This is a genomic window from Streptococcus pluranimalium (assembly GCF_047785745.1).
In the GTDB taxonomy this organism is placed as follows: domain Bacteria; phylum Bacillota; class Bacilli; order Lactobacillales; family Streptococcaceae; genus Streptococcus; species Streptococcus pluranimalium_B.
In genome coordinates this window covers 1-10,484 of sequence record NZ_JBLOJT010000061.1, presented here as the reverse complement: position 1 = coordinate 10,484, position 10,484 = coordinate 1, and the positions used below count along the sequence as shown (strand labels likewise).

Annotated in this window: 13 protein-coding genes; 4 read left to right on the top strand and 9 right to left on the bottom strand. The window is 40.5% G+C overall.

Annotated elements, in window-relative coordinates; translation table 11 throughout:
* Positions 1 to 90 precede the first annotated feature (90 nt).
* The gene (locus ACMZ6U_RS07130) at positions 91 to 678 is read right to left on the bottom strand and encodes a 3'-5' exonuclease (RefSeq protein ID WP_416107476.1); all 588 of its coding nucleotides are present in this window, start codon (positions 676 to 678) and stop codon (positions 91 to 93) included.
* 46 nt (positions 679 to 724) lie between these two features.
* The gene (locus tag ACMZ6U_RS07125; RefSeq protein ID WP_416107474.1) at positions 725 to 1,267 is read right to left on the bottom strand and encodes a DUF536 domain-containing protein; all 543 of its coding nucleotides are present in this window, start codon (positions 1,265 to 1,267) and stop codon (positions 725 to 727) included.
* A 130-nt stretch (positions 1,268 to 1,397) separates the two neighbouring features.
* Here ACMZ6U_RS07125 and ACMZ6U_RS07120 point away from each other — a divergent pair, with 130 nt between their 5' ends.
* Both ACMZ6U_RS07120 and rpsN read left to right on the top strand, forming a co-directional pair.
* Positions 1,398 to 2,570: an NAD(P)/FAD-dependent oxidoreductase gene (locus ACMZ6U_RS07120; RefSeq protein ID WP_416107472.1), complete on the top strand. Its 1,173-nt coding sequence runs from the start codon at positions 1,398 to 1,400 to the stop codon at positions 2,568 to 2,570.
* 92 nt (positions 2,571 to 2,662) lie between these two features.
* Positions 2,663 to 2,932 (top strand): 30S ribosomal protein S14, encoded by a 270-nt coding sequence (gene rpsN, locus ACMZ6U_RS07115; protein ID WP_104968557.1) that lies wholly within the window; start codon positions 2,663 to 2,665, stop codon positions 2,930 to 2,932.
* Positions 2,933 to 3,069: 137 nt separating this feature from the next.
* Here the strand turns inward: rpsN and ACMZ6U_RS07110 are convergent, their stop codons facing one another.
* The 6 genes from ACMZ6U_RS07110 to tsaB form a co-directional block, all read right to left on the bottom strand.
* On the bottom strand, positions 3,070 to 4,095 hold the full coding sequence (locus ACMZ6U_RS07110) for a threonine aldolase family protein (protein ID WP_416107470.1): 1,026 nt from the start codon (positions 4,093 to 4,095) through the stop codon (positions 3,070 to 3,072).
* 40 nt (positions 4,096 to 4,135) lie between these two features.
* Positions 4,136 to 4,459, bottom strand: coding sequence for an AzlD domain-containing protein (locus tag ACMZ6U_RS07105; RefSeq protein WP_416107468.1), 324 nt, complete (start codon positions 4,457 to 4,459; stop codon positions 4,136 to 4,138).
* Positions 4,449 to 5,147 carry an AzlC family ABC transporter permease gene (locus tag ACMZ6U_RS07100; RefSeq protein ID WP_416107466.1) on the bottom strand — a complete coding sequence of 233 codons (699 nt, stop codon included), beginning with the start codon at positions 5,145 to 5,147 and terminating at the stop codon, positions 4,449 to 4,451. Before ACMZ6U_RS07100 ends, ACMZ6U_RS07105 begins: the two co-directional genes overlap by 11 nt.
* An 80-nt stretch (positions 5,148 to 5,227) precedes the next feature.
* Positions 5,228 to 6,241 (bottom strand): tRNA (adenosine(37)-N6)-threonylcarbamoyltransferase complex transferase subunit TsaD, encoded by a 1,014-nt coding sequence (tsaD, locus tag ACMZ6U_RS07095; RefSeq protein WP_416107464.1) that lies wholly within the window; start codon positions 6,239 to 6,241, stop codon positions 5,228 to 5,230.
* Between the two features lie 20 nt (positions 6,242 to 6,261).
* The gene (gene rimI / locus ACMZ6U_RS07090) at positions 6,262 to 6,699 is read right to left on the bottom strand and encodes a ribosomal protein S18-alanine N-acetyltransferase (protein ID WP_416107462.1); all 438 of its coding nucleotides are present in this window, start codon (positions 6,697 to 6,699) and stop codon (positions 6,262 to 6,264) included.
* Positions 6,677 to 7,366: a tRNA (adenosine(37)-N6)-threonylcarbamoyltransferase complex dimerization subunit type 1 TsaB gene (gene tsaB, locus ACMZ6U_RS07085; RefSeq protein ID WP_416107460.1), complete on the bottom strand. Its 690-nt coding sequence runs from the start codon at positions 7,364 to 7,366 to the stop codon at positions 6,677 to 6,679. Before tsaB ends, rimI begins: the two co-directional genes overlap by 23 nt.
* A 236-nt stretch (positions 7,367 to 7,602) precedes the next feature.
* On the opposite strand from tsaB, the gene ACMZ6U_RS07080 reads away from it, so the two are divergent.
* Both ACMZ6U_RS07080 and rnjA read left to right on the top strand, forming a co-directional pair.
* Complete coding sequence (locus tag ACMZ6U_RS07080) at positions 7,603 to 7,833, top strand: DNA-dependent RNA polymerase subunit epsilon (protein WP_416107458.1); 231 nt, start codon at positions 7,603 to 7,605, stop codon at positions 7,831 to 7,833.
* A 46-nt stretch (positions 7,834 to 7,879) separates the two neighbouring features.
* On the top strand, positions 7,880 to 9,577 hold the full coding sequence (gene rnjA, locus ACMZ6U_RS07075) for a ribonuclease J1 (protein WP_416107456.1): 1,698 nt from the start codon (positions 7,880 to 7,882) through the stop codon (positions 9,575 to 9,577).
* Between the two features lie 254 nt (positions 9,578 to 9,831).
* Here rnjA and ACMZ6U_RS07070 read toward each other — a convergent pair whose 3' ends face one another.
* Positions 9,832 to 10,374, bottom strand: a complete 543-nt coding sequence (locus ACMZ6U_RS07070) for a CHAP domain-containing protein (RefSeq protein WP_416107454.1) — start codon at positions 10,372 to 10,374, stop codon at positions 9,832 to 9,834.
* Between the last annotated feature and the right edge of the window lie 110 nt (positions 10,375 to 10,484).

Below are 10,484 nucleotides of genomic sequence, written 5' to 3'. Positions count from 1 at the left end.
CTTGCAAGTCTTTTTATTTATTTTTCTACATTTTTTATAAACTTATGACAAAAGCTGTCAAGCTTGTGTAAAGGTGATGTCAACTTCTTGTCAATCAAACAATCCACCCAAAGCAGCAAAAGGATTATCACCATGACTTTCTTCCTGCTCTTCTAAGTAAGACTTGTTACTATCAAACTCTAGAAATCTTTCATAAACAAGAGCCGTCATGCGGGCATCTTCCAAGCTGTCATGCCCTTTTCCTTGAATCCCTAAAAAGTCTGCTACCGTCTGCAATTTAAGGTTAGCAATGCCGTTCAAATCACTACTTCTACGCTCAAACGCCTCATCATACAAATCAACGGCATAGCGCTCTGTCAAATCAAGACCATTTTCAGCTAAAATCGGCAAATCAGATTTATGAGCATTATAACCAATAAGAGTAGCTCCACGGATGAAGTCTGCAAAATCTGAAAATACTTGTTCTAGTTTGGGGGCATGTGCAATTTTTTCAGACGTAATACCTGTCAAACCATTAATAAAACTTTGTAAGGGAACCTCACTATAGACATAGCTGTCAAAATGTGCCACTTCCTCATGATTGACAAACTTAACTGCAGATAACTGAATGATATGACTAACGTCATTAACCGTGTTGAATTCTAAATCAAAAGCTACATATTGATCTAAGTTTTCCATCGTTTTCTTTCCTCTATTCTAAAAAAGACCCTTTCGGGTCGTTCATTTATTTATTCTTTTTAAACACGCGCGCAAAGAGCCCTCTTTTAACAGCTTCTTCGTGTTTCTCTTGGATTTCTTGGGCTTCATTCCGAGCTTGATTAGCCTCTTCTTTAGCTTCTTCAAGTTCCAACTTTAAGGTTTCCTTGTCCTGCATAGCTGTCAAGGTCAACTGCTGTTGTTGATCAATCTGTTTGTCTTTCTCAGCAATCTGAACATCCTTAACCCTCATCTGCTCATCTTTTGCAGCTATCTGAGCATCTTTAGCCTTCAACTGCTCATACAGACGCGTAATTTCAGAATTCTTTTCATCAATCAAGAGCTCTAAAACTTCACGCTGTTTCGTCTCCTCATCAATAGGGTCATCTTCAAAAATCGTCTTTTTGTAGATTTCCTCCAGCTTAATAAGCCCACTACGATTGACGACTGTCACGCCCTTATCATTTTTTGCCACATCCTCTTCTGAAAGTGTCTTGATTCGATTGTTAACCGCTTGACGACTAACACCTAAAATTTCAGCTAGTTCACTGACTGTCTTTTCAATAGCCATCTGATCCTCTTTTACTCTTTACTTATAAAAATAGTATCACAAAGGCTTTTTGATGTCAATTTAGCTTATAAATCAAGCTAAAAAGACCTTATCCTGCATTTCTCACGTCAACTTATGCTAAAATAAAAGCATGACACATTTTGATACGATTATTATTGGTGGAGGGCCTGCGGGTATGATGGCAACTATCTCAAGCAGCTTCCACGGGAAAAAGGCACTACTTTTAGAAAAGAATCGCCGACTTGGTAAGAAGCTAGCAGGTACTGGAGGAGGCCGCTGCAATGTCACAAACAGTGGAACACTTGAAGACTTAATAGAAGGTATTCCAGGTAACGGGCGCTTCCTCTACAGCGTCTTTTCCCAGTTTGACAACCATGATATTATCGCCTTTTTTGAAGACAACGGTGTCAAACTTAAAGAAGAAGACCACGGTCGTATGTTTCCTACAACGGATAAATCGCGCACCATTATCCAGGCTCTTGAAAATAAAATTTCAGAGCTCGGTGGTCAAATTAAAACACAATTTGAAGTCGTTTCTGTTAAGAAAAAAGATGATATCTTTACGGTAAAATCTGCCGACACTGAATTCACCTGCGACCAACTGATTGTCACAACAGGTGGTAAGGCGTATCCCTCAACCGGCTCTACTGGCTTCGGACACGATATTGCCCGTCATTTTAAACTTGAAGTTACCGATATCGAAGCAGCGGAAAGCCCCCTATTAACAGATTTTCCACACAAACCCTTGCAAGGCATCTCCCTTGATGACGTAACCCTATCTTACGACAAGCACGTCATCACCCACGATTTGCTCTTTACCCACTTTGGTTTGTCAGGGCCTGCAGCTTTGCGTATCTCATCTTTTGTTCGCGGTGGGGAAATCCTCTCACTGGATGTGCTTCCTAAAATGACAAGAGAACAAATCAGTCAGTACCTCACAGAAAACCGTGATAAGTCTATCAAAAATGGACTGAAAGGACTCATTCCTGAACGTCTAGCCGAATTTTTCTCTGAAGGATTGCCCGAAAAAATCAAACAAATGGACCCAAAACAGACTGAGAGCTTGATTAATAAGCTCAAAGAAACCAATATTCCTGTTACTGGTAAGATGAATCTGACTAAGTCATTTGTCACTAAAGGTGGTGTTGATCTCAAAGAAATCAATCCTAAAACCCTTGAAAGTAAGAAGGTACCTGGGCTACACTTTGCTGGTGAAGTCCTTGATATCAACGCCCACACAGGTGGTTTCAACATCACTTCTGCCCTATGTTCTGGCTGGGTGGCTGGTGCCCTTCATTATTAATCCTTAAAAAGTAACAAGTTTTTCTTGCTACTTTTTTTCTTTTTTGATAAACTTTAATAGTTAACCAGTTAACTATGATTGAAGGAGGAACTATGGCAAAAAAATCTAAAATTGCTCGTTATGAAAAACAATTACAATTAATTGAACAATACGCTGACTTACGTCGGGAGCTAAAAGAAAAGGGAGACTATGAAGCCCTTCGTAAACTACCACGCGATTCAAATCCAAATCGTTTGAAAAACCGTGATAAAATCGATGGCCGTCCACACGCTTATATGCGTAAATTTGGAGTTAGTCGGATTAATTTCCGTCAATTAGCCCATAAAGGTCAACTCCCTGGCGTCAAAAAAGCCAGCTGGTAACTTCAATCGATGATAAGCTTGAGTTCATAGGGAGGCCAACTTCTCTTTACTGAAGGCTATAGCTTTATCATCCTTGTATACAAAAGTTTTTATCACAAAAAGGTGTTGAGCACGTGCTCAACACCTTTTTGGTTGGTTTATAGAATTGCCGTTAAGGCATCAATATCTTCCTGCGTGGTTGACCAGCTAGTTACAAAGCGAATGACAGTGTGTTGGTCATCGTATTTCTCCCAAAAACTGACCACTACGTTTTCTTGAAGCTCTTTCAATTTATTATTTTCCACAATCACAAATTGTTGGTTGGTTGGACTTTCTAGGTAAAAACGATAGCCCTTCTCTTTAAGAATTGTTTTCAATTGCTCTGCGAAGTTTAAAGCCTGCTCACCAATCTTCAGATACAAATCTTCTGTAAAGAATTTGTCAAACTGAAGACCAATGAAACGCCCTTTAGCTAGTAGTGCACCGTGTTGTTTCACAATAGCTGAAAAGTGCTTAGGCATATTGTTTTTGGTATAAATCAAGGCTTCTCCCATGAGGGCTCCTAGCTTGGTACCACCGATATAAAAGACATCACAAAGCTCTGCTATATCCTTGAGGGTGACATCTGTCCCCTGTGCTGGTAGAGCATAGCCAAGGCGTGCCCCGTCAAGGAAAAGCGGTATCTCATACTGGCGACAAACGGCTGATAAATCTACCAACTCTTCCTTGCTATAGAGAGTACCGTATTCTGTCGGATGGGTAATATAAACCATCCCAGGGAAAACCATGTGCTCAAAGGTTTCATCGTTGTAAAAATCCACCAAATACTCTTCAACTGCTTTGGCGGTAATTTTCCCATCTCTTTGTGGTAGTGTGATAACCTTATGCCCAACAAATTCGATGGCACCCGCTTCATGCGTCGCAATATGACCTGTCTCAGCTGAGATGACACCTTCATAAGATTTTAATAAACTGTCAATAGCAATTTGGTTGGTTTGCGTCCCACCAGCTAAAAACTGCACTTGAGCCTCAGGACAAGCAATCGCTTGACGGATTTTCTCTGTGGCCTGAGCAGTGTAACTATCAAAACCATAACCCGCTTGGTTAACCTCGTTTGTTTCCACAATCGCTTTTAAGAGTTCTGGATGAACACCTTCATTATAGTCATTTTCAAAATGTAACATAGCTACCTCTTTTCTTACCAAAATTGTACTAAAAATTCCCCTAAAATACCAAGCGAAGTACAGCCATGATGACAATTCCTGTCAAAACAGATAACAAAATATTTTTACTTTTAATAGCCACCCAAAAAGTTGGAATCACCGTTAACATCTCCAACCAGTGAAAATGAGGAAGATGACCTTTTTGCTCATTGACTAAACTGGATAAGGTTAAGGCAAAAATAATACTAATCGGCAAGTAATTGAGAAAACGAATCAGTGGTTCAGGAAGTTCCTTATACTTTGTCAAAATAAAGGGTAGAATACGCGGAATCCAAGTAACAATGGCACCCAGTAAAATACCTAATAAAATCATCTTAGTTGTCATCAATCATCACCCCCACTTCACACCCGATTAAGGTAGCTGCCAAAACAGCCATTGACTCAGAAAAAACAACTGTCAATAAGAGATAAGATACTGTCACCGCGCCTAAAATCATCGCTATTTTTCGACCTGCTAACCAACGCAAAATCCCAGTTAACTGACTCTCAAAAATCGAGACAAACATGGCTACTAAAGCAAAATCTAAGCCTAACGATACTGGATCTGGAATATAAGAACCAATGAGTGTTCCAAGAACAACAGCTACAATCCATGTCAGATACGCTATGATGTTATTACCATGCATCCAAGATGTTGAAATATCTTTTCGATGAACTCGCTCACTCAATAACACGCCATAACTTTCATCCGTCAAGAGACTTCCAATGCCAATCCCCTGTTTTAAAGAAATTCCCTTAAAAATAGTTGTAGCATGTAAGCTCATCAACAAATGGCGCAGATTAATTAAAAAAATCGTAACCGTTAGAGAAAATAAACTGGCATTAGCCAAGGCTAGTGCCGCAAAGGCAAACTGTGCCGATCCTGCATAGATAAAAATACTCATCAATCCCATTTCCCATGCAGTCAAGCCACTGCTTGCACCAACCACACCACAAGCAAGGCCAATAGAGACATAGCCGACAGCTGTGGGTAAGGATGCGTTCGCCCCCCTAAAAAATTCTTGTCTATCCATAAGTCCTTTTTTTGAATTTTCAGAATATTTGTCAATTATAACAAAAACACAACTTGAACTCAAGCTGTGTTTCTAAGTTATTAGGATTCAAAAGTCGGAAATGCCAGACTAGGTTTAGCATTCAAATCAAGACCTGCAGTGTGGTTCAATTCGTATTCAACAGCTGCCGCAAAAGCAATCATACCCGCATTATCCCCACAAAGGCGAAGTGGTGGAATGATAACATCCACGTCTGTAATTTCCTCAGCAAGACGCTCCCTAAGACCTGCATTAGCGGCAACACCACCAGCAACAACCAAGGTTTCAACTGGATACATGTCCAAAGCTTTTTTCGTTTTTACCAAAAGAACATCCATAACAGAAGCTTGGAAAGAGGCACATAAATCCTCTAAGACTAGTTCTTCTCCTTTTTGAGCAGCATTATGATGAAGGTTAATAAAAGCTGACTTGAGACCAGAAAATGAAAACTCAAGATTATCTTCCTTAATCATGGCTCTTGGAAAATCATAAACATCATTTCCTTGATGCGCCAACTGGTCAATCTCACGACCCGCAGGATAAGTCAAACCCATCACACGACCAACCTTGTCGTAAGCTTCGCCAACGGCGTCATCTCGAGTTTCCCCTACAATATGATACTGACCAGGCGCTGATACATATACCAACTCGGTATGCCCACCCGAAACTAAAAGTGCCAGGAGTGGATAGGTCAACTCTTTTTGTTCACGCGCCGCCATCAAATGTCCTGCCATATGATTGACTGGGATTAAAGGCAAGCCATGAGCCCAGGCAAAAGCTTTAGCGGCCGATAAACCAACTAAGAGGGCACCAACTAAACCAGGACCATAAGTCACAGCCACTGCGGATAAATCTTGAGCAGTGATACCAGCCTCGACTAAGGCATCTTCGATACAAATCGTCATCACTTCCACATGGTGGCGACTAGCTACTTCAGGCACCACACCACCAAAACGCTTGTGACTTTCCACTTGACTGGCAATAATATTACTCAATAACTCTGCTTCATTTTTTAAAACAGCCACGCTAGTCTCATCACAAGAACTCTCAATGGCTAAAATATAGCGATCAGACATGCCAACTCCTTTTTCTAACATTATCTTGCTTCTCGTTTCATTAATACTGCATCTTCAATTGGATTATGGTAATAGTTTTTTCGACAACCGACCTTCGCAAAACCAAATCGCTGATAAAGACCTTGTGCTTTTCGATTGGATTCTCTCACTTCCAAAAAAATAGGTCCATCCACCTCGTCTAGATTGGTCAGCAATTGTTTAGATAAGCCTCTTCCTTGATAAGCTGGTAAGATAGCAATATTGGTGACTTCCATCTCACCAAATAAATCTTGAGTAGATAGGAATCCTAGCACTTGCTCATCCTCTGACAGAAAAAAATAATCCGTATTATCCTGCTCAAAGTCAGCTCTTATTTGATTTTTTGACCAAGGTGACTGACCATAAGCCTCTTTAAGAACAGTGAAAACACCATCGACTAACTGTTGTTTAGACAGATTAGACCCTTTTGATATAGTCATCTCTGTCACCTGCTTGATTGGCTTGGAGCCAATTTTCTTCTGCTTCTACCTTCTTCAAGTAATGGGGTAAGAAAGCATCAATGTCTGCACTAGGCAGTCTCAAGGCTAATTTTCCCACCTCATAAGCTGATGGTAAGCTTACTTGATAGGTTGCTTCTGGAAAATCCGTCGCAATCTTTTCAGCAAAGGCGGCAACTTCTCCTACGAAGCAGACCTGGTCATGAGTCTTTGCTTGCTCGATAACCTCATCAATGCTAGCATAATGATCTTCAGCAATAGCTTTCCCATTCTGATAAAAACCAACATAGGCATGCTGGCGCCTAGCATCAATCAAAGGAACCAAAACAGCTGAAGAGCTTACTGGTAAGGCCAATGCTTGCAAACTAGACACACCTACCAAGTCAATCTTAAGGCTATAAGCCAAGGTTTTAGCTGTCGCTACTGCTACACGAAGACCTGTATAAGAACCAGGTCCTTGCGCCACGGCGATACGCTCCAAGTCAGACGGCTGCCAGCCAACTTGCTGCATCAGAAAATCAATTACTGGCATCAAGCTGATACTGTGATTTTTCTTAATAGTAAGACAAGTCTCCGCCTGTAAGTGTTGATCTTCCAAAAGTGCTACTGACAAAGCTTGGTTTGAGGTATCAAATGCTAAAACTTTCATGAGAACTTCCTTCTTGTTTAATTATTTCAATATTATATCATATTTGCAACTAGCCTAGTCCTGCAAAGTTTTCTCGTCAATGTTTTTACTATACCCTGTCTTTATGGTATAATTTAAGATAATTGTAACGATATCACGGTTAACGCATGATGCAGAAATGATCACATTGAGTCAACCTAACCAAACGGGTTGTCTTCTTTTATTGTCAGCGATTAACTAAACCAGAAAGGAATTTTATGATTTACAAAGTTTTCTACCAAGAAACAAAAGAACGTAACCCACGTCGTGAAACAACACAAGTTCTTTATGTTGACATTGACGCTACAGAAGAGTTGGAAGGACGTATCAAGGCTCGTAAACTTATTGAAGAAAATACAGCTTTCAACATTGAGCACATCGAACTCCTATCAGACAAACACCTTGACTACGAAACAGAAAAAGGCGTTTTCGAACTCACCACATTTTAATCTAAACTAGATAGAAAGGACTGGCGCTAAAAGACGCCAAGAAACTATGTCAAATATCAATCTAAAACCCGAAGAAGTTGGGGTCTACGCGATTGGTGGTTTGGGAGAAATCGGAAAAAATACCTACGGAATTGAGTATCAAGATGAGATTATCATCGTTGATGCTGGTATTAAATTCCCGGAAGACGATTTGTTAGGGATTGACTATGTTATCCCTGACTATTCTTATATCGTTGAGAACATTGACCGTGTTAAAGCATTGGTCATCACCCATGGTCACGAGGACCATATCGGTGGTATTCCCTTCCTCCTCAAACAAGCCAATATCCCAATTTACGCTGGACCTCTTGCGCTTGCCCTCATCCGTGGCAAACTTGAAGAACATGGTCTTTTAAGAGATGCTAAACTTTTTGAAATCAATCATAACACTGAATTGACCTTTAAAAACCTTAGCATTACCTTTTTCCGTACTACCCACTCTATTCCAGAGCCTTTAGGCATTGTTATCCACACGCCTCAAGGGAAAATTGTTTGTACCGGGGACTTTAAGTTCGACTTTACACCAGTTGGTGAACCAGCTGACCTTCACCGTATGGCAGCTCTTGGAGAAGAAGGTGTTCTTTGCCTCCTCTCTGACTCTACCAACGCGGAAGTTCCAACTTTTACTAACTCAGAAAAAGTCGTCGGACAGTCCATCATGAAACTCATTGAAGGTATTGAAGGACGTATCATTTTTGCATCCTTTGCCTCAAATATCTTCCGTTTACAACAAGCTGCTGAAGCCGCTGTTAAAACAGGACGTAAGATTGTCGTCTTTGGGCGCTCAATGGAGAAAGCTATTGTCAATGGTGTCGAGCTTGGTTATATCAAGGTTCCAAAAGGGACTATTATTGAGCCAAGTGAGATGAAAAACTACCACGCTAGCGAAATTCTTATCATGTGTACTGGTTCTCAAGGAGAGCCAATGGCAGCCCTAGCACGTATCGCTAATGGTATGCACCGTCAAGTAACCTTGCAACCTGGTGATACTGTTATCTTCTCATCAAGCCCAATCCCTGGTAACACCACAAGTGTTAATAAATTAATCAATACTATCCAAGAAGCTGGTGTTGAAGTTGTCCATGGTAAAATTAACAACATCCATACATCTGGACACGGTGGTCAACAAGAGCAGAAACTCATGCTTCGCTTGATAAAACCAAAATACTTCATGCCCGTCCATGGTGAGTACCGTATGCAAAAAGTCCATGCTGGACTTGCTATCGATACTGGCGTTCCTAAAGATAACATTTTTATCATGGAAAATGGTGATGTCTTAGCCTTAACAAAAGACTCCGCTCGTCGTGCAGGTCACTTCAACGCTCAAGACATCTACGTTGATGGTAACGGAATCGGTGATATCGGTGCTGCTGTTCTTCGCGATCGTAAAGATTTGTCAGAAGATGGGGTTGTCCTTGCTGTTGCAACTGTTGATTTCAAGTCAAAAATGATTCTTGCTGGTCCAGATATCCTCAGTCGAGGCTTCATCTACATGCGTGAATCTGGTGACCTTATCCGTGAATGCCAACGTGTCTTGTTCAATGCTATCCGTATTGCTCTTAAAAATAAAGATGCTAGCATTCAGTCTGTCAATGGTGCTATTGTCAATGCTATCCGTCCTTTCCTCTATGAAAAGACAGAGCGTGAACCAATCATCATTCCAATGGTCTTGACACCAGACAAAGAGAATAACAATAACAAATAAACCTAAATCAGTTAGCTAGGCTAGCTGATTTTTATATACTTCAAATACCTTAAACAATACCATCCAAAACCTAATCAGGTTAGCATTAAGAAGCATCAAAAAAAGCTAGACAAAATCTAGCTTTCTATTATTAGAGAGTTTTACACAAGATCTATCAAGCAAAACTACCGTTACTCACTATGTGGGATGATTCAGAGAATAAAGGTAGCCATCACTCTCTTCAAGAATTGAGGTATTTAGACTTGAAGCCAACATCAAGCATTAGGATAGATGTAAGACACCATACCTGGTGTATCGCTTGCTAGTGGATTGAACCAACCACGATAATTTCCAATTGCTTGATTGCCATTATAATTAGCTTCCATTACTTGAATCTGGCCATCTGCAGCCACATCTGTTACATAAGCCACATGTCCGTATCCACCATCAGTCCAGACTATCAAAGCACCAACCTGAAGTGTCGTTCCGGTAGGAAAACCTGCTGCTGCACTAGCAGCCCAGTCACCACCATTCCCCCAGTAACTACCAGCCCAAGGAGCTAAAATCTTAGCACCCCAGGTGCATTGACCGACTGGATAACCATTTGAACTAGTATTCGATACTGCTACTTGACTGATTGAAGGTTGACTTGACCATTTCGTGTCCTGATAAAAATTGCCGTAACTATTATAACTATAGTTGTAGCTATAAGAATAGTTTGAACTATATTGATCAGCACTTACGGTGTCATTCGCCATTAAGGTTAAACCAGAAACAGCTGCAAAACCTAAAGTTGCTATAAGTGTTTTTGATGTCATATTAAATACTTCCTTTCATTGTCAGACCTGTATATCATATTGAAGAAATATAACAAGCTATTAACGACAACATGACATTCATCACACTTGAATTGCAAATAAGCTTTCTT

Excerpts from the sequence above, each read along its gene's own strand:
- ACMZ6U_RS07125 (WP_416107474.1), bottom strand. The coding sequence starts at position 1,267 with ATGGCTATTGAAAAGACAGTCAGTGAACTAGCTGAAATTTTAGGTGTT.
- tsaB (WP_416107460.1), bottom strand. The coding sequence starts at position 7,366 with ATGAAAGTTTTAGCATTTGATACCTCAAACCAAGCTTTGTCAGTAGCA.
- ACMZ6U_RS07105 (WP_416107468.1), bottom strand. The coding sequence starts at position 4,459 with ATGACAACTAAGATGATTTTATTAGGTATTTTACTGGGTGCCATTGTT.
- rpsN (WP_104968557.1), top strand. The coding sequence starts at position 2,663 with ATGGCAAAAAAATCTAAAATTGCTCGTTATGAAAAACAATTACAATTA.
- ACMZ6U_RS07080 (WP_416107458.1), top strand. The coding sequence starts at position 7,603 with ATGATTTACAAAGTTTTCTACCAAGAAACAAAAGAACGTAACCCACGT.
- rnjA (WP_416107456.1), top strand. The coding sequence starts at position 7,880 with ATGTCAAATATCAATCTAAAACCCGAAGAAGTTGGGGTCTACGCGATT.
- ACMZ6U_RS07120 (WP_416107472.1), top strand. The coding sequence starts at position 1,398 with ATGACACATTTTGATACGATTATTATTGGTGGAGGGCCTGCGGGTATG.
- ACMZ6U_RS07110 (WP_416107470.1), bottom strand. The coding sequence starts at position 4,095 with ATGTTACATTTTGAAAATGACTATAATGAAGGTGTTCATCCAGAACTC.
- rimI (WP_416107462.1), bottom strand. The coding sequence starts at position 6,699 with ATGACTATATCAAAAGGGTCTAATCTGTCTAAACAACAGTTAGTCGAT.
- ACMZ6U_RS07130 (WP_416107476.1), bottom strand. The coding sequence starts at position 678 with ATGGAAAACTTAGATCAATATGTAGCTTTTGATTTAGAATTCAACACG.
- ACMZ6U_RS07100 (WP_416107466.1), bottom strand. The coding sequence starts at position 5,147 with ATGGATAGACAAGAATTTTTTAGGGGGGCGAACGCATCCTTACCCACA.
- tsaD (WP_416107464.1), bottom strand. The coding sequence starts at position 6,241 with ATGTCTGATCGCTATATTTTAGCCATTGAGAGTTCTTGTGATGAGACT.
- ACMZ6U_RS07070 (WP_416107454.1), bottom strand. The coding sequence starts at position 10,374 with ATGACATCAAAAACACTTATAGCAACTTTAGGTTTTGCAGCTGTTTCT.